17 protein-coding genes are annotated in these 16,391 nt (G+C 67.2%); 8 read left to right on the top strand and 9 right to left on the bottom strand.

The features are described from left to right. Window positions 1–88: 88 nt before the first annotated feature. From hemF to clpS, 4 genes are all read right to left on the bottom strand, one after another. A complete protein-coding gene (gene hemF, locus KB874_RS15940; protein WP_212537546.1) occupies window positions 89–979 on the bottom strand; it encodes an oxygen-dependent coproporphyrinogen oxidase in 891 nt (296 codons plus the stop codon). 147 nt (window positions 980–1,126) lie between these two features. Further along, window positions 1,127–1,927 (bottom strand): SDR family NAD(P)-dependent oxidoreductase, encoded by an 801-nt coding sequence (locus tag KB874_RS15935; protein WP_212537545.1) that lies wholly within the window; start codon window positions 1,925–1,927, stop codon window positions 1,127–1,129. 17 nt (window positions 1,928–1,944) lie between these two features. Further along, the gene (locus tag KB874_RS15930; RefSeq protein ID WP_212537544.1) at window positions 1,945–2,955 is read right to left on the bottom strand and encodes a class I SAM-dependent methyltransferase; all 1,011 of its coding nucleotides are present in this window, start codon (window positions 2,953–2,955) and stop codon (window positions 1,945–1,947) included. 28 nt (window positions 2,956–2,983) lie between these two features. After that, window positions 2,984–3,328: an ATP-dependent Clp protease adapter ClpS gene (clpS, locus tag KB874_RS15925; RefSeq protein ID WP_212537543.1), complete on the bottom strand. Its 345-nt coding sequence runs from the start codon at window positions 3,326–3,328 to the stop codon at window positions 2,984–2,986. Window positions 3,329–3,425: 97 nt separating this feature from the next. Between clpS and KB874_RS15920 the strand changes: the two genes are divergently transcribed. Further along, complete coding sequence (locus tag KB874_RS15920; protein WP_212537542.1) at window positions 3,426–4,124, top strand: HAD family hydrolase; 699 nt, start codon at window positions 3,426–3,428, stop codon at window positions 4,122–4,124. A gap of 310 nt (window positions 4,125–4,434) precedes the next feature. Further along, window positions 4,435–5,919: a D-alanyl-D-alanine carboxypeptidase family protein gene (locus KB874_RS15915; RefSeq protein ID WP_212537541.1), complete on the top strand. Its 1,485-nt coding sequence runs from the start codon at window positions 4,435–4,437 to the stop codon at window positions 5,917–5,919. A gap of 128 nt (window positions 5,920–6,047) precedes the next feature. On the opposite strand, the gene rpsU is transcribed toward KB874_RS15915, so the two are convergent. Then, complete coding sequence (gene rpsU / locus KB874_RS15910) at window positions 6,048–6,254, bottom strand: 30S ribosomal protein S21 (protein WP_005614280.1); 207 nt, start codon at window positions 6,252–6,254, stop codon at window positions 6,048–6,050. A 110-nt stretch (window positions 6,255–6,364) separates the two neighbouring features. Here rpsU and KB874_RS15905 point away from each other — a divergent pair, with 110 nt between their 5' ends. Further along, window positions 6,365–7,036, top strand: a complete 672-nt coding sequence (locus tag KB874_RS15905) for a COQ9 family protein (RefSeq protein ID WP_212537540.1) — start codon at window positions 6,365–6,367, stop codon at window positions 7,034–7,036. A 104-nt stretch (window positions 7,037–7,140) separates the two neighbouring features. Then, window positions 7,141–8,124 carry an NAD(P)H-quinone oxidoreductase gene (locus KB874_RS15900; RefSeq protein WP_212537539.1) on the top strand — a complete coding sequence of 328 codons (984 nt, stop codon included), beginning with the start codon at window positions 7,141–7,143 and terminating at the stop codon, window positions 8,122–8,124. 30 nt (window positions 8,125–8,154) lie between these two features. Here KB874_RS15900 and KB874_RS15895 read toward each other — a convergent pair whose 3' ends face one another. Then, the gene (locus KB874_RS15895) at window positions 8,155–9,012 is read right to left on the bottom strand and encodes a DUF2189 domain-containing protein (protein ID WP_212537538.1); all 858 of its coding nucleotides are present in this window, start codon (window positions 9,010–9,012) and stop codon (window positions 8,155–8,157) included. A gap of 199 nt (window positions 9,013–9,211) precedes the next feature. Between KB874_RS15895 and KB874_RS15890 the strand changes: the two genes are divergently transcribed. After that, window positions 9,212–10,189, top strand: coding sequence for a quinone oxidoreductase family protein (locus KB874_RS15890; protein ID WP_212537648.1), 978 nt, complete (start codon window positions 9,212–9,214; stop codon window positions 10,187–10,189). 129 nt (window positions 10,190–10,318) lie between these two features. Here KB874_RS15890 and hemC read toward each other — a convergent pair whose 3' ends face one another. After that, window positions 10,319–11,278, bottom strand: coding sequence for a hydroxymethylbilane synthase (gene hemC, locus KB874_RS15885; protein WP_212537537.1), 960 nt, complete (start codon window positions 11,276–11,278; stop codon window positions 10,319–10,321). 102 nt (window positions 11,279–11,380) lie between these two features. On the opposite strand from hemC, the gene hemE reads away from it, so the two are divergent. Further along, complete coding sequence (hemE, locus tag KB874_RS15880; protein ID WP_212537536.1) at window positions 11,381–12,409, top strand: uroporphyrinogen decarboxylase; 1,029 nt, start codon at window positions 11,381–11,383, stop codon at window positions 12,407–12,409. Between the two features lie 72 nt (window positions 12,410–12,481). Here the strand turns inward: hemE and KB874_RS15875 are convergent, their stop codons facing one another. Beyond that, a complete protein-coding gene (locus KB874_RS15875; protein WP_212537535.1) occupies window positions 12,482–13,453 on the bottom strand; it encodes a DMT family transporter in 972 nt (323 codons plus the stop codon). A gap of 130 nt (window positions 13,454–13,583) precedes the next feature. Between KB874_RS15875 and KB874_RS15870 the strand changes: the two genes are divergently transcribed. Beyond that, window positions 13,584–14,516, top strand: coding sequence for an ABC transporter ATP-binding protein (locus KB874_RS15870; RefSeq protein ID WP_212537534.1), 933 nt, complete (start codon window positions 13,584–13,586; stop codon window positions 14,514–14,516). Next, window positions 14,513–15,274: an ABC transporter permease gene (locus KB874_RS15865; RefSeq protein ID WP_212537533.1), complete on the top strand. Its 762-nt coding sequence runs from the start codon at window positions 14,513–14,515 to the stop codon at window positions 15,272–15,274. The genes KB874_RS15870 and KB874_RS15865 overlap by 4 nt, the downstream gene beginning before the upstream one ends. A 30-nt stretch (window positions 15,275–15,304) precedes the next feature. Here KB874_RS15865 and KB874_RS15860 read toward each other — a convergent pair whose 3' ends face one another. Beyond that, on the bottom strand, window positions 15,305–16,366 hold the full coding sequence (locus KB874_RS15860; protein ID WP_212537532.1) for a YeeE/YedE family protein: 1,062 nt from the start codon (window positions 16,364–16,366) through the stop codon (window positions 15,305–15,307). Window positions 16,367–16,391 lie beyond the last annotated feature (25 nt).

The raw sequence follows: 16,391 nt of genomic DNA, 5'->3' as shown, positions 1-16,391 counted from the left end.
GGGCCAGCCCCTCGCGCTCCCCGGAGTTTAGGGGCAAGATGAAGGACAAGGGTGTTCTCGTTCCCTGCCCGTTGCTCCTGCGAGTAGCCTACACCCACTTGGCCAGCGGTGGCAGGCTCATCAGGACGGCATTGGCGTCATGCCCGGTGGCGAGGCCGAACTTCGTCCCCCGGTCGTAGACCAGGTTGTATTCCGCGTAGAGCCCGCGATGGACCAGCTGGGTGTCCTTGTCGGCCTCGGTAAAGTCTTGCACCCGGCGTTTTTCCACCAGCGGCACATAGGCTGGCAGGAAGGCCCGGCCGATATCCTGTGTCAGCGCAAGATCCGCCTCCCAGTCGCCGGTGTTGCGGTCGTCCATGAAGATGCCGCCGACACCGCGTGCGCGTCCCCGATGCGGGACAAAGAAATACTCGTCCGCCCAGGCCTTCAACTCAGGGTAAAGCTGTGTCCCATGCGGGTCCAGGTGCGCCTTCTGGGTGGCATGGAAATGCGCGGTGTCCTCGTCGTATTCGATGCAGGGGTTCAGGTCGGACCCGCCGCCGAACCACCAGGCATGCGGGGTCCAGAACATCCGCGTGTTCATGTGCACCGCCGGGCAATGCGGGTTCTGCATGTGTGCGACCAGGCTGATCCCCGAAGCCCAGAAACGCGGGTCGCTGTCCATCCCCGGCACGCCGCGCGCCGCCATTGCCTTTTGTGCCGCCGCGCCCAGTTCGCCATAGACGGTCGAGACGTTCACGCCGACCTTCTCGAACACCCGCCCGCCGCGCATCACGCTCATCAGCCCGCCGCCTGCATCCGAGCCGTCGTCGGAATGACGCCTCGTTTCCGTCACCTCGAACCGGCCCGGCGCCATCTTTGCGAAAGGGCCTGTCCCGTGGCTGTCCTCGAGTCCTTCGAAGGCGGCGACGATGTCGTCGCGCAGCTGGCGGAACCAGGTGCTGGCACGGGTCTTTTCGGTGTCGAACAGGTCTTTCATGGCGGTGTCCTCATTGCTTGACATCCACCGTATCGTCGGGTCCCGCCCGGTGCAATCCGGGCCGGCGCACGGTCTTCTTCTGGCCCCAAATATCGCGGGGAGTTCGAGGGGCAGCGCCCCTCGGTCCTGTCGGCGAAAAGGGCGCGCTCAGTGAGCGGGGGCGCCCACCGGGTCCAGCAGCGTGCGGCCACCATCCACCGTGACGATCTGGCCGGTGACGAAACCGGCGCCTTCGCTGGCGAGGAACTGCACCGCCTCGGCCAGTTCCTCGGGCGCGGCGATCCGGTGCAGCGGCGTATGCGCCTCGATCTCGTCGCGATACTCGCGGTGCTCGCGCAGCGTTTCCTTGAGGCTTGCCGACATCACAGAGCCGAAGGCGACGGCGTTGACCCGGATCCGCTCGGGCGCCAGCGCCACCGCCAGTGCGCGGGTCATCTGGTCGAGCGCCGCGCAGGAGATCGAGTAGCCCATCAGCGAGGGATGCGTGCGCCGCGCCGCGATCGAGGAGACATTGACGATGGCGCCGACCTGGCCTTCGGACTGGCCTTCGGCCTGCTTGATCATCCTCTTGGCAACCAGCTGGCTCAGGCGAAGCGCGGTCATCATGTTCTGCTCCATCATCTGCCCGACCGACCCGTCGTCGAGGTCCAGCGGGTCCGAGGGCAGCATCTGCCGCGAGCTGTTCACCAGGATGTCGACCCGGTCGAAGGAGTCGAGGGTGGCCGACAGCAGGTTGGCCAGCGTCAGCCGTTCGCGCAGGTCGCCGGCGAAATAGCGGATGTTGCCATCCTCCTTGGCCTCGCCGCATTCCTTGTGTAGACGCGCCTCGTCCATGTCGGCGAACATGACGTTGGCGCCCCGCGCGGCGAAATGGCGGGCGATGGCCAGACCCACGCCATTGGCGGCGCCGGTGACGATGGCGGTCTTGCCCTCGATGGAAAAGCTCATGCAGTCATCCCTTGGGGTTAGCCGGTCCGGGTGCCGGTGTGCCGCCCCGCCCGGATCGGGCGCGCGGCGTGCAGGATCTTGAACTTCGACGTGCCGGCCACCTCGGCCACCTCGCCGAAATGCTGGGCCAGCGCGGTCTCGTAGGGCAGATGCCGGTTGGCAACCATCCAGAGCTGCCCGCGCGTCGCCAGCATCCGCGCGGCGGCTGCGATGAAGGCCTGGCCGAGCCGCGGATCGCCCTTGCGCCCGACATGGAAGGGCGGGTTCATCACCACCGCGTCCAGCGCCTCGGGCGCCTTCCAGGCGGTCGCATCGTCCCAGTGAAAGCGCGCCCGTGGATCGGTCACGTTGGCCCGCGCACAATCGAGCGCGGGCATGTCCGCCTCGACCAGATGCAGCCGGTCGATGCCGGGCGAGCGCGCCAGCACCGCCCGCGCCAGCCAGCCCCAACCGGCGCCGAGGTCGGCCACGACACCCTTGAGCGGCGGCAGCGCCTCGGCCAGTGCGACAGAGGCCGGGTCGGGGCCGTCGGCGGAAAAAACGCCTGGTGCAACGCTATCGCCATCGGCATTGGGGGCCATTGCCGGGCGCGCCCAGTCGGCCATCGCATCGCCCGATCTGAACCACAGGCACTTGCCATGCGCCTTGGACACCTGTCCTTCGATCGCCACGCGACCCTTGAGTGCCTTGGCCAGCGCCTCGGCCCCGTCGGTCTTGGCGCCGTCCAGCACGATCAGCCCGCCGGGCGCGGCCGCCTCGGCCTGCGCAAGCCACGCCTCGGCCCGGTCGCGGGCGCGGGGCAGGGTGACGATGACGGCGGCATAGGGGCCTGCGGGGGCGGGCACCACGGTCAACCCGCGCACCTGCCACGCGGCGGCGTCGGGGGCGAAGCCCTGCACGATCTCCAGCCTTGCCGGATCCAGCGGCCCGATATCGCTGTCGCCAGGCGCGCCGATCCACGCGATCCGGCCGTCAGAGGGCAGGGCAAGGCCGTGCGCGACGGCGTAACTCAGTCGTTCAGCTGTCATGGGGCTCGGCGGCCTTGCGGCAAGGCGCCTATTCCTTTTCCATCGTGCATTGCAGCGGGTGCTGGTGCCGGCGGGCAAAGTCCATCACCTGCCCCACCTTCGTCTCTGCGATCTCGTGGCTGAAGACGCCGACCACGGCGACGCCCTTCTTGTGGACGGTCAGCATGACCTCGAAGGCCTGCGCGTGGTTCATGCCGAAGAACCGTTCCAGAACGTGCACGACGAACTCCATCGGCGTGTAGTCGTCGTTCAGCAGCAGAACCTTGTAGAGCGGCGGGCGCTTGGTCTTGGGTTTCGTCTGGACGACGACACCGGTCTCGCCTTCGCCGTCGCGGGGGCGGTCAGTGCTGGCCGTTGTGTCGATCCGGATCATGTGGGTTCCCGTGGGCTTTCGCGCGTCCGTTTGATAAGCCACGTTATATAGCCTGTCACGCCCTGACGAAAAGGGGCGCCATACCGCGAGGGTCAAGGTGCCGCGCAGATTGCAAACAATCGGGTTCGATGCCGACGACACGCTCTGGCACAACGAGCGGTTCTTTGCCCTGACGCAAGAGCGATTCGCCGAATTGCTGGCCGATCACGCCCCGCCCGACCACCTGGCCGAGCGCCAGATCGCGGCCGAGCGGCGCAATATCGGGCAGTACGGTTTCGGGGTGAAGGGGTTCACCCTGTCGATGATCGAGACCGCCATCGAGGTGACGGAGGGGCGCGTGCCCGCGACCGTCATCGGCGCCCTGCTGGAGGCCGGGCGCGAAATGCTGGCCCATCCGATCGAGTTGTTGCCGCATGCGCGCGAGGCGGTCGAGGCGGTGGCGGGCACGTATCGCGTTCTTCTCATCACCAAGGGCGACCTGCTGCACCAGGAGCGCAAACTGGCGCAATCGGGCCTGGGCGATCTGTTCGATGGGGTCGAGATCGTCTCGGACAAGCGGCCGGACACCTATGCGCGGATCTTCGGCGCCTGTCCCGGCGGGGCCGGGGCGGCGATGATGGTGGGCAATTCGATGAAATCCGACGTGCGCCCGGCGATCGAGGCGGGTGGCTGGGGCGTCTTCGTGCCACATGACCTGGCCTGGGACCTGGAACATGCGGAACCGCCCGAGCATCCGCGCTATCGCGCCCTCCCCGACCTGGGCGCCTTGCCGGCCCTGGTCGCCGGGCTGGAGTGAGTCAAATGACGGGGCGATTGCATCGCCCTGCGTCGCCACAATTTCGCCACACTCTGCCACAGTCCCGCCACAATCGCCGGTCTTGCGCCCGGCGCTGGCCCATGCGCAAGATGTTGCCCGGCACTGTCTAACAAAACGGCGAAGAATCAACGCATTGATATCTTCACGGACGCGGCGACGCGTGTTAGGCTTTGCTTAACCAAGATGCGCTTTGAATGCGTGCAGGCAGTAAAAATCCCACCGGGAAAACCCGGGGGCCGAGGCAGATGAGGCGGAAATCGTGACGGGACGGCGCAGGCATGCGGCCCGAATGGGCCTGTATTTCATAACATTGGTTTGGTTGATTCTTCTCGTGCCGCTCAGCGCGCGCGCCGCACCCTATGCGGCGATCGTGATGGATGCGCGCTCGGGCGAGGTCATCCTGGCGGAAAACGCGGACACGCGGTTGCATCCAGCCTCGCTGACCAAGATGATGACCCTCTACATCGCCTTCGAGGCGGTCGAGAACGGCGAGTTGTCGCTGGATACCGAGATCACGATCTCGCGCAATGCCGCGTCCGAACCGCCGTCCAAGCTGGGACTGCGCGAAGGGCAGCGGATCAAGCTGCGCTACCTGATCCGCGCCGCGGCGGTGAAATCGGCCAACGATGCCGCCACCGCCATCGGCGAGGCCGTCGCCGGGTCCGAGGCCGCCTTTGCCCGCCGGATGAACCGCACCGCCAAGGCGCTGGGCATGACCCGCAGCACCTTTCGCAACGCGCATGGGTTGACCGAAGAGGGGCACCTGTCGACCGCCCGCGACATGACGATCCTCGGGCGGCACGTGCTGTATGATTACCCGGAATATTACAACATCTTCTCGCGGCGTTCGGCGGATGCGGGGATGAAGACGGTGAACAACACCAATAGCCGTTTTCTCGACGCCTATCGCGGCGCCGACGGAATCAAGACCGGCTACACCCGCGCGGCGGGATTCAACCTTGTCGCCTCGGCAGAGCGCGGCTCGGAACGCATCATCACCACCGTCTTCGGCGGCCGGTCCACCGTGGCGCGCAACGCCAAGGTGGCCGAGTTGATGGATGTCGGCTTTCGCCGCGCCCCCGCACAGGTCGCCCTGCGCAAGCCGGGCAGGCCGCCCTACATGGGCCGGGGCAGCGACGCGGACGTGATCGTGGTGCAGAGCGTGAACCCGCAGCCGGGCACGCGGGCGAAATCCATCCGCGTGGCGCGCGCCGCCGTCACGCGCAGCCTGCGCCCGGTCGCCCGCCCGGTGCCCGACGTGGCGCCTCTGGTGGCGGGCGTGAAGGACGACATCAACGCGGTCCTCGAACAGGTTCAGGTGGTGGCCGCAGCGCCCAAGCCGCCCGCCCCGCCAGAAGTGGTCGCGGCTGCACCCGAGACGGTGACAGCCGCGGCAGAGCCGACGACCATCGCGCCCGAGCAATCCGTCAAGCCGGTGCAGCGCCCGCAGCAGGTGGTCCTTGCCGCCGCCGAATTGCGCGACACGGCCACGCCCGCGCGCGAGGCCGAGGTGGTCACGCGCATCTCGACCTCGGGCGGTCGGCAATGGGGCATCAACGTGGGCCGCTATCCCAGCCGCTTTGCCGCCGAGAAGGTGTTGTTGAAAACGGCGCTGTCGGAAACCGCCACGCTGGACGGCGCGCTGCGCAAGGTCACGAAGGGCGCCAAGGGGTTCGACGCCAATTTCATGGGTCTGACGCGGGACATGGCGGAACTGGCCTGCCGCAGGCTTCAGGCACGGCAGGTGTCCTGCTTCATGATCGGGCCCAGCTGATCCGTTTCAGGGCGGGGGCACCCCGTCCTGAAGATCGCCGCGCCCGGCCAACCCGTCACGACAAGAAAAAACCCCCGGAAGGCATCCGCGCCCCGGGGGTCTCATCCGTTTCCAGGATCGGAAAACGCTTACAGCAGCCCTTCGCGTTGGGCTTTCTTGCGCGCAAGCTTACGGGCACGGCGAATCGCCTCTGCCTTCTCGCGGGCCTTCTTCTCGGACGGCTTCTCGAAATGCTGCTTGAGCTTCATTTCACGGAACACGCCCTCGCGCTGGAGCTTTTTCTTCAGAGCGCGAAGCGCCTGATCGACATTGTTGTCGCGAACACTGACCTGCATGTGGTTTTCACCACCTTTCTAGTCTGGAGTTGCAAGGATTTGCAGGAGGTGGCCGTCTAGCACAGGCCCCCTAGTTTGTCTAGGGTGAGGCAACGAGGATGGAGACCCCGATGAGCGACGCGATCAAGGACCGACTGCTGGATGCCACGCTGATGCATGTGGCCTTCGACGGCTGGTCGGAAACCAGCTTTCGCGCGGCCGTGCAGGATGCCGAGGTCGACCCGGTGGTGGCCCGCGCGTTGTTCCCGCGCGGCGCGCTGGACCTCGCCATCGCCTATCACCGGCGCGGTGACGCATTGATGGTCAGGCGGCTGGCGGAAACCGACCTGTCCGGCATGCGCTATCGCGACAAGGTGGCCTTTGCCATCCGCGCCCGGATCGAGGCCGCCGACGACCGCGAGGCGGTGCGGCGTGGCACGACGCTCTTTGCGCTGCCGATGCACGCGGCGGACGGGGCCAAGCTGATCTGGGGCACGGCCGACGCGATCTGGACCGCGCTGGGCGACACCTCGCGCGATGTGAACTGGTATACAAAGCGCGCCACGCTGTCCGGGGTCTACTCGGCCACCGTGCTTTATTGGCTGGGCGACGACTCGCTTGATCACCAGGCCACCTGGGCCTTCCTCGACCGGCGGATCGATGACGTGATGCGGATCGAACAGGCCAAGGCGGCGGCGCGGGGCAACAGGTTCCTCAGCGGCCTGATGGCCGGGCCGAACGCGATCCTGTCGCGCATCCGTGCGCCGGAACGGCCCGAGGACATTCCCGGCAGCACCCGCTGACACGCTTTTTCCGCAGGCGGGTGGCCTTCGCATCCCGTCAGCCGCCGGGCCATTGAGCCCGGCCGCGGATTGCGCCAGTCTGCGCCGCGAACAGGAGAGCAGAGATGATCCAGATGATGCGCGCGATCGAGATTACACGACCCGGCGGGCCCGAGGTGCTGAAACCGACCACGCGGCCAGTGCCGCAACCGGGCCACGGCCAGGTGCTGATCCGCGTTGCCTTTGCCGGCGTCAACCGGCCAGACGCGCTGCAACGGGCCGGGAACTACGCGCCGCCCGCCGGCGCCTCGGACCTGCCAGGGCTGGAAGTGTCGGGCGAGGTGGCGGCTGTCGGCGCGGGTGTCGACTGGCCCCGCGTCGGCGATGCGGTCTGCGCCCTTGTCCCTGGTGGCGGCTATGCCGAACAGGTGGTCACCGCCGCCGCGCATTGCCTGCCGGTGCCTGCGGGCATGGGCCTGAAGGAGGCCGCCTGCCTGCCCGAGACCTTCTTCACCGTCTGGACCAATGTCTTCATGCGGGGCGGCCTGAAGGCGGGTGAACGCTTCCTCGTGCATGGTGGCAGTTCCGGCATCGGCACGACCGCGATCCAGCTGGCCAGCCATTTCGGCGCACGGGTCTTTGCCACCGCAGGATCGGTTGACAAATGCGCCGCCTGCACCCGGCTGGGGGCTGAACGGGCGGTCAACTATCGCGACGAGGATTTCGTCGATGTGGTGCGCGCCGAGGGCGGCGCCAACCTGATCCTTGACATGGTGGGCGGCGACTACCTGCCGCGCAACGTGAACGCGCTGGCCGATGACGGGCGGCTGGTTCAGATCGCCTTTCTGCAAGGGCCGAAGGTCGAGCTGAACTTTGCCCAGGTGATGATGCGGCGGCTGACGATTACAGGCAGCACGCTGCGCCCGCAATCCGACCTTGCCAAGGCGCGGATCGCCGATGCTTTGCGCACCCATGTCTGGCCCTTGCTGGAAGCGGGCACGGTGGCGCCGGTGATGGATTCCGAATTCCCGATGGATCAGGCAGCGGACGCCCATGCGCGCATGGAAAGCTCGGGCCATATCGGCAAGATTGTCCTGAAAGTGGCCTGACGGCCACTTTCTCTTGCGCTTTGCCGCGCCTTATTCGACGGCGCGGCGATAGAGGTGCCAGGTGGCGTGGCCCAGAACCGGCAGGACAAAGACCAGTCCCAGCAGCATCGGCAGCGCGCCCAGAACGAGGCCGCCGGCGACGATGGCGCCCCATGTCAGCACCGGGCCGGGATTGGCACGGAAGACAGCGATCGAGGTGGCGACGGCCACCGGCACGCCCACCGGGCGGTCGAGCAGCAATGGAAAGGACACGACCGAGACCGCCAGTACCGCGAGCGCAAAGAGGCCGCCCACCGCGCAGCCCAAGATGATCATCGTCCAGCCCGCGCCGGTGGTCAGCGCCGCTGTGACGAAGGCGGTGGTCGAGGCGGGCGCTCCCGGTCCAAGGGTGAGGCCATAGATCTCTGCCGCCACCAGCATCCACGCCAAGAACAGAGCCACGAGGTAGATGCCGAGCAGCAGGATACCGCCAAAGGATGGCTGGCCGATCACGCCGAAGGCGTCCGTCCAGCGCGGTTCCGCGCCGGCTTCGCGGCGGCGGCTGATCTCGTAGAGACCCACGGCCGCCACCGGCCCCAGCAGCGCGAAACCCGCGATCAGCGGGAACAGCAGCGGGATCAGCGCCATGCGCAGGCCCATCCCCATCAGCACGAGTCCGATGATCGGATACAGCAGGACCAGCGCCATGACGTCGCTGCGGCAGGCCTTGAAATCGTCCCAGCCCGCGGCGAGGGCGGCGCGCAGGTCGTCATTCGTGATGCGTCGGACCTGCGGTGGGGCGGCGGTGCCGGTGCCGCCGAGATCCTGCGCGGTCTGGGCCAGGTGGTTGCCCGCGGCGCCAAGCACCCGGGCGGTGAAACTCAGGGGATTTCCGATAGTCTTGGGCATGGTGGCCTCCGTCCGGGCGCGGCTTGCCGCGCGGTTCGGCGCCGCTCGCCGGACGGTGGGGCCTTGCGCGACGGTCCGTCCGGACGTCGGCGCGTTTTCGCAGTGTAGCATATTGTCGCGGCGCACCCTATAACGCCTGCGCGAGCGGGGCGGGCGGATGCCATGCCCGGGAAACAGGGGAGCACGCGACATGACGGCAATGGTCAAGACGATTATCATCGAGGAACACGGCGGGGCGGAAAAGTTCAAGCTGGTCGACCGCGAGGTGGGCGAGCCCGGACCGGGCCAGATCCGCATCCGGCACCACGCCTGCGGGCTGAACTTCATCGATGTCTACCAGCGCAGCGGGCTTTACCCGATGCAGCTGCCCCATGCGATGGGCATGGAAGGCGCCGGCGTGGTCGAGGCCGTGGGCGAGGGCGTGACGCATCTCAAGGTGGGCGACCGCGCCGCCTATGCCTCGATGCCGCCGGGCGCCTATTGCGAGGCGCGGGTGATGCCCGCGGCGCAGGTCTGCCCGCTGCCGGATGCGATCAGCTTTGAGCAGGGCGCGGCGATGATGCTGAAGGGCATGACGGTGGAATACCTGTTCCATCGCACGACGCCCATCGCCAAGGGCGACTTCGTGCTGTTCCATGCCGCCGCAGGGGGCGTCGGCCTGCTGGCCTGCCAATGGGCGAAGTCCGAGGGCATCCGCCTGATCGGCACCGCCGGCACGGATGAGAAGTGCCAGCTGGCGCTTGAGCATGGCGCCGAGTTCTGTATCAACTATCGCAATGCGGACTGGGTTTCGACGGTGCGCGAACTGACCGGCGGCAAGGGCGTGCACGTGGTGATGGACGCGGTTGGCAAGGACACGTTCGACGGCTCGCTCGATTGCCTGCGGCCGCTGGGCATGATGATCTCGTTCGGCAATGCCTCGGGGCCGGTGCCGCCGTTCAATATCGGCGCGCTGGGTCCCAAGGGCTCGCTCAAGATCACCCGGCCAACGCTTTTCACGCATATCGCGGATCACGCGACCTGTCAGGCGATGGCGGCGCATCTGTTCGAGAAGGTGGTGTCCGGCGCGGTCGAGATCACCATCGAGCAGCGGTTCCCGCTGGCGCAGGTTGCCGATGCGCACCGGGCACTGGAAGGGCGCCAGACGACCGGCCAGACGGTCATCACCGTCGGCTGACGACGGACCGGCGCTCGTGCCCCGCTCGCGGGGCACATCGCCCCGCCCGCCGTCCCGCGATTGGGGCTCTGCCCCCGTAGCTTCGCGACTCCTCCGGGATATTTTCGGCCAGAAGAAACGACGGCTTCGTCAGCCGTGCCAGTCGAAGAAGCCGGGGCCGGCCCTGTCGAGCAATTGGCGTGCCAGCTGTCGGCCAAGGCTTGCGCCCTCCGCCACGGGGCCACTGATCTCGTCTGCGTGGGATTCCGAGCCGTCGGGGCGCAGGACCTCTCCGCGCAGGTGCAGCGTCGCGCCTTCCAGCGTGGCGAGGCCGGCGATGGGCGTCTCGCAGGACCCGTCGAGTTCGGCGAGGAAGGCGCGTTCGGCGGCGAGGCGCTGGCCGGTGGGCGTGTCGTGGATCGCGGCCAGCATCGCGCCCATGCGGGTGTCGTCGCTGCGGCGCTCGATGCCGATGGCGCCCTGCGCGATGGCGGGCAGCATGTCGGCCGTATCGATGGCGGTGCGCGGCACCTCGGTCATGTTCAGGCGGTTCAGCCCCGCCATGGCGAGGAACGTGGCCTGGGCCACGCCCTCGGACAGCTTTTTCAGCCGGGTCTGGAGGTTGCCGCGGAACTCGACGACCCGCAGGTCGGGGCGGCGGTTCAGCAGTTGCGCGCGGCGGCGCAAGGACGACGATCCCACGGTCGCGCCCTGCGGCAGGTCGTGGATAGAGGCGCAGCCCGGGCTGATGAAGGCGTCGCGCACGTCCTCGCGCGGCAGGAAGCAGTCGAGCATCAGGCCATGCGGCTGGACCGTGGGCATGTCCTTCATCGAGTGCACGGCGATGTCGATGCGGTCATCGAGCATCGCCTCTTCGATCTCTTTCGTGAACAGGCCCTTGTTGCCGATCTCTTTCAACGGGCGGTCGGCGTCGATCAGGGCGCGGTCGTCGCCCGTGGTCTTGATCACCACGATCTCGAACACGGCCTCGGGCAGGTCGAAGGCGGCCATCAGGCGCGCGCGGGTCTCATGGGCCTGGGCCAGCGCCAGCGGCGAACCGCGCGTGCCGATGCGCAGGGGCGAGTCGGGGGAGGGAAGATCCTTCATCATGTCATCGGTTTAGACCTGTCAACTTGTCCTGACAATGCCCGCCGTATAGAGATGGTGCGACACGCGGCCTCGCAGGGCGCGACCAAGATTCGAGGAGACCTCATGACCAAGACCATTCTGCGCGCGCTGGCGGGCGAAGTGCTGCCCACGCCCCCGATCTGGATGATGCGGCAGGCGGGGCGCTACCTGCCGGAATACCGGGAAACGCGCGCGCAGGCGGGGGACTTCCTGTCGCTCTGCTACAACAGCGAACTGGCCGCCGAGGTGACGCTGCAGCCGATCCGGCGCTATGGCTTCGACGCGGCGATCCTGTTTGCGGACATCCTGCTGCTGCCGCAGGCGCTGGGCGTGGACCTGTGGTTCGTCACCGGCGAGGGACCGCGGATGTCGACCGTGACCACCGATGCCGAGTTCGAAAAGCTGGGCCGGGGCGCGATGATCCACGACACGCTGAACCCGGTCTACGAGACGGTGCGCATCCTGCGCCGGGAATTGCCCGAGGAGACGACGCTGATCGGTTTCGCGGGCGCGCCCTGGACCGTGGCGACCTACATGATCGCGGGCCAGGGGACGAAAGACCAGGGGCCGGCACATGCGCTCAAGGCCGAGAACCGCGCCCTGTTCGAGAAGCTCATCGACCGGCTGACCGAGTCGACCATCGACTACCTGTCGGAACAGGTGAAGGCCGGGGCCGAGGTGGTGAAGATCTTCGACAGCTGGGCGGGATCGCTGAAGGGCGAGGATTTCGACCGCTATTGCACCGAACCGGCGCGGATCATCACGGGCGAGCTGAAATCGCGCTTTCCCGGCCTGCCGGTCATCGCCTTTCCGCGCCAGGCGGGCGACAAGTATATCGGTTTCCACAAGGCGACCGGGGCAGACTGCGTGGCGCTCGACGACAGCGTGACACCGGAATGGGCGGCCGAGAACGTGCAGGTGGGCGGCTGCGTGCAGGGCAACCTCGCTTCGCATCACATGGTGACGGGGGGCGACGAACTGGTGGCCGAGACGATGCGCATCGTCGAGGCGTTCAGCCAGGGGCCGCACATCTTCAACCTGGGCCATGGAATCACGCCGGATGCGGATCCCGAGAACGTGCAGCTGATGATCGACACGGTGCGCGGCAGTTAATAGCCGGTTGACGCCGGGACGCAGTATTGACCCAATGTTTCGCGCGCGAAACATTGGGTCCGATCCGGACCTTTAACGCCTGACCCACAGGCTCCGCCGTCCCGGGATCGGCGCATTCTTTTTCCGTTCGCGCAGGAAGACAAAGATCCCGGCGCCGACGATCAGGACGCACCCAACCCAGGTGGCGGGCACCGGCCACTCTCCGAACACGCTCCAGCCCCAGAAGATCGCCATGGCGAGGCCGAGATACTCGAACGGGGCCAGCAGGCCTGCGTCGGCGGTGCGGTAGGCCGCGCTGATGCAGTAGCTAAGGATGCCGGAACACAGGCCGAGGCCGATGAACACCGGCCAGTCCTCGGCGGTGGGCCAGATCCAGGGGCGCAGGATGAACAGCAGGCTCTCGTCGGTAATGCCTTCGGCCAGGTGCCCGTCGCCCGCGACCAGCCCGAACGTGGCCGACACGACCACGAAACTCGCCTGGATGTAGACCGCCATCGCCGAGGCGCGGCTTGTCCCGCCCAGCCTGCGGGTCAGCACCTGCATGAAGGCGTAGAGTGCCGCGGACAGGACCGGCAGCAGCAGGATTACCCGTGACACGTCGAGTTCGGCCTTCCACGGCTGTTGCATCACCAGGACGCCGCAGAACCCGACGGCGACGGCGATCAGGCGCGGCGCGCCGATCCGCTCGCCCAGAACCGGGATCGCCAGCAGGGTGATGAACAGCGGCGCTACGAAATACAGCGCCGTGACCTGCCCCAGCGGCAGCACGGCGAAGGCGGCGTAATAGGTCAGGTTCGCCAGCACGACCAGCACGCCGCGCAGCAGGTGCAGGAAGGGGCGTGAGGTGCGCAGGATGTGCAGCCCGCCCTCAGCCATGACCAGGCCGAGCGTCAGGGTCAGCCCGATCAAGGCCCGCACGAACACCATCTGGTGCAGCGGGTAATCGGATGCCAGGTACTTGATCAGCAGGTCGTTGACCGAGATCGCGAAGGTGCCGATCAGGATGAATAGGATGCCCAGTGCCGGGCGGTCGTTTTCCGTCATGGATCTGGCCTAGCCGCAGGATACGGCCGTATCTGTTCCGAAAACGACATGCACAGCCGCCCTGCGCATATGCCGCTTTGCGAAGTGAACCGAGCGGTCTAGATACGATCTATCAGACGGGAGACGACTCATGGCGATGGTCGAGATACGTGGCCTGCGTAAGACGTATGACAGCGGGTTCGAGGCGCTCAAGGGCGCGGACCTGCAAATCGAGGAAGGCGAGATCCTGGCGCTGCTCGGACCCAATGGTGCGGGCAAGACGACGCTGATCTCGGCTGTCTGCGGCATCACCATGCCCAGCGGCGGCAGCATCCGCGTGGGCGGGCATGACGTGGTGCGTGACTGGCGCGCGGCGCGCGACCTGGTGGGGCTGGTGCCGCAGGAAATCAGCCTCGAGCCCTTCGAGAAGGTGGCGAACACCGTGCGCTTTTCGCGTGGGTTGTTCGGCAAGGGCCGCGACGACGCGATGATCGAGCGGATCCTCCGGCGGCTGTCGCTGTGGGACAAGCGCGACTCGCCGATCCGGGCGCTGTCGGGCGGCATGAAGCGCCGGGTGCTGATCGCCAAAGCGCTGAGCCACGAACCGCGCGTGCTGTTCCTGGACGAGCCCACGGCAGGCGTCGACGTGGAGTTGCGCCGCGACATGTGGGACATCGTGCGCGATCTGAAACGCGACGGCGTGACCATCATCCTCACCACCCATTACATCGAAGAGGCCGAGGCCATTGCCGACCGCATCGGCGTGATCGACAAGGGCCGCATCCTGCTGGTCGAGGGCAAGGACAACCTGATGCGCCGCATGGGCCGCAAGGAATTGCGGATCGAACTGGCCGCACCGCTGGAGGCCATCCCCGAGGCGTTGCACGGCCATGACCTGACTCTCGAGGAGGGCGGTAACGTGCTGGTCTACGGCTATGACAGCACCGCCGAGCGCACTGGCATCGGCCGCCTCATGGCGGCTGTTGCGGGCGCCGGGCTGGTCGTCCGGGACGTGGCGACGCGGCAGGATTCACTCGAGGACATCTTCGTCGGCCTCGTGGCACGGCAGGAGGACGCGGCATGAACCTGACCGCCATTGCATCCATCTACCGGTTCGAGATGGCGCGCTTTTTCCGCACGCTGGTGCAGGGGTTCGTGTCGCCGGTGATCTCGACCTCGCTTTACTTCGTGGTGTTCGGCGCCGCGATCGGCTCGCGCATCGACCAGGTCGAGGGTGTCAGTTACGGTGCCTTCATCGTGCCGGGTCTCATCATGCTGAGCGTCATCACGCAGGCGATCTCCAACGCCTCTTTCGGGATCTATTTCCCCAAGTTCATCGGCACGATCTATGAGCTTCTGTCGGCCCCGGTGAACTTCCTGGAAATCGTCATCGGCTATGTCGGCGCGGCGGCGACCAAGGCGCTGTTCATCGGGCTGGTGATCCTGGGAACGGCATCGCTCTTTGTCGACGTGACGATCCTGCATCCCGGCGCGATGCTCGCCTTCCTCGTTTTGACCTGCATCAGCTTTGCGCTGATGGGCTTCATCATCGGTATCTGGGCCAGCAATTTCGAGCAGTTGCAGTTGGTGCCGTTGCTGGTGGTGACGCCGCTGATCTTCCTGGGCGGGGCGTTCTACTCGATCTCGATGCTGCCGCCGGCGTGGCAGACCGTGGCGCTGTTCAACCCGGTGGTCTACCTGATCTCGGGCTTCCGCTGGTCCTTCTATGGCCTCGCGGATGTCCCGGTGGGCGTCAGCCTGCTGGCCATCGCGGCTTTCACCGCGCTGTGCCTTGCGTTCATCTGGTGGATCTTCCGCACTGGGTGGCGGATCCGGTCGTGAGCCAGGGCGGGGGCCTCCCTGCCCGCCTGGTCAGATATGCGCGGGCTGCCCGCGTCCGCCCAGCGCCACGTCCATCGCCATGCCGCCGATCCACATGCAGAACAGCGCCAGCCATGCCGTCCCGGCAAAGATCGACCCGCCGCTGACGCCGTTGCCGATGGCGCAACCGCCGGCCAGCATCCCGCCAAAGCCCATCAGCGCCGCGCCGACCATCGCGTTGCGCATCGGTGTCGGTCCCTCGAAGCCCTGGAACTTCAGCTCGCCGCCCCACCAGGCCGCCGCGAAGGAGCCGATCACCACGCCCGGCACCAGCCCGATGTCGAATTCAAGGATCGAGGTCCGGTCGAGGAAGAACATCAGAGTGTTGGCCGAAGGGCCGGTGAATGTCAGGCTTTCGATCTGCACCGGCTCGAAGGCGACCTGGCTGAGAGCATAGGTCAGCGCCCAGCCCACCGCGGCGGCAAAGCCCACGCCCGAGGCAAAGACCAGCCGCGAGGCGCCGATCCGGTTGCGCCGCGACAGTTCCAGCGCCAGCAGCGCCGTGGCAAGGCCGATCACCAGGCCGGACCCGTCGGGCAGGTGCATTGCGGTCAGCAGGTTCATGTTTCGGCCGCCCGCCGTGATCCACAGCCCGGCCAACCAGTCGCGCAGCGGCGCGAGCCAGCCGGTCAGCGACATCTGTGCCACCACGGCAAAGATCAGCCCGGACACGACCGAACGCAGGTTGCCTGTCGCCGCCAGCACCAGCAGCCGCCCCGAACAGCCGCGCGCCAGCACCATGCCCGCACCGAACATCAGCCCGCCGATCACCGCGCCGGACCAGCTGCCGGGCACCGCCATCATGCGCGCCTCGGTCACGTCGATCAGGCCCAGCATCTGCGCGCCCTGCACCCAGACCACCGCCGTCGAGAAGGTCAGCAGCCAGACCGCGACCTTGTCCTGCATCATGCCGCGCGCGAATTCGACGACCGCCGCCCGCAGGCAGAAGCGCGAGCGTTGCGCCGCCACCCCGAACACGACCCCGGTGACCAGCCCGAACAGCGCCGCCGTCGGCTGTTCCCCGATCCGTTCCACAAGCGCGACGATATCCATGGCGGTGCTCCCTGCGTGCTGACGC

Origin of the sequence: Thetidibacter halocola, assembly GCF_018224955.1 — a bacterium.
GTDB lineage: Bacteria > Pseudomonadota > Alphaproteobacteria > Rhodobacterales > Rhodobacteraceae > Thetidibacter > Thetidibacter halocola.
The sequence above is the reverse complement of the archived record's forward strand: the minus strand, read 5'-3'. Positions and strand labels throughout refer to the sequence as shown.

Coding starts and splice junctions, on each gene's coding strand:
- hemF (WP_212537546.1), bottom strand. CDS start 979: ATGAAAGACCTGTTCGACACCGAAAAGACCCGTGCCAGCACCTGGTTC.
- KB874_RS15935 (WP_212537545.1), bottom strand. CDS start 1,927: ATGAGCTTTTCCATCGAGGGCAAGACCGCCATCGTCACCGGCGCCGCC.
- KB874_RS15930 (WP_212537544.1), bottom strand. CDS start 2,955: ATGACAGCTGAACGACTGAGTTACGCCGTCGCGCACGGCCTTGCCCTG.
- clpS (WP_212537543.1), bottom strand. CDS start 3,328: ATGATCCGGATCGACACAACGGCCAGCACTGACCGCCCCCGCGACGGC.
- KB874_RS15915 (WP_212537541.1), top strand. CDS start 4,435: ATGGGCCTGTATTTCATAACATTGGTTTGGTTGATTCTTCTCGTGCCG.
- rpsU (WP_005614280.1), bottom strand. CDS start 6,254: ATGCAGGTCAGTGTTCGCGACAACAATGTCGATCAGGCGCTTCGCGCT.
- KB874_RS15905 (WP_212537540.1), top strand. CDS start 6,365: ATGAGCGACGCGATCAAGGACCGACTGCTGGATGCCACGCTGATGCAT.
- KB874_RS15900 (WP_212537539.1), top strand. CDS start 7,141: ATGATCCAGATGATGCGCGCGATCGAGATTACACGACCCGGCGGGCCC.
- KB874_RS15895 (WP_212537538.1), bottom strand. CDS start 9,012: ATGCCCAAGACTATCGGAAATCCCCTGAGTTTCACCGCCCGGGTGCTT.
- KB874_RS15890 (WP_212537648.1), top strand. CDS start 9,212: ATGGTCAAGACGATTATCATCGAGGAACACGGCGGGGCGGAAAAGTTC.
- hemC (WP_212537537.1), bottom strand. CDS start 11,278: ATGATGAAGGATCTTCCCTCCCCCGACTCGCCCCTGCGCATCGGCACG.
- hemE (WP_212537536.1), top strand. CDS start 11,381: ATGACCAAGACCATTCTGCGCGCGCTGGCGGGCGAAGTGCTGCCCACG.
- KB874_RS15875 (WP_212537535.1), bottom strand. CDS start 13,453: ATGACGGAAAACGACCGCCCGGCACTGGGCATCCTATTCATCCTGATC.
- KB874_RS15870 (WP_212537534.1), top strand. CDS start 13,584: ATGGCGATGGTCGAGATACGTGGCCTGCGTAAGACGTATGACAGCGGG.
- KB874_RS15865 (WP_212537533.1), top strand. CDS start 14,513: ATGAACCTGACCGCCATTGCATCCATCTACCGGTTCGAGATGGCGCGC.
- KB874_RS15860 (WP_212537532.1), bottom strand. CDS start 16,366: ATGGATATCGTCGCGCTTGTGGAACGGATCGGGGAACAGCCGACGGCG.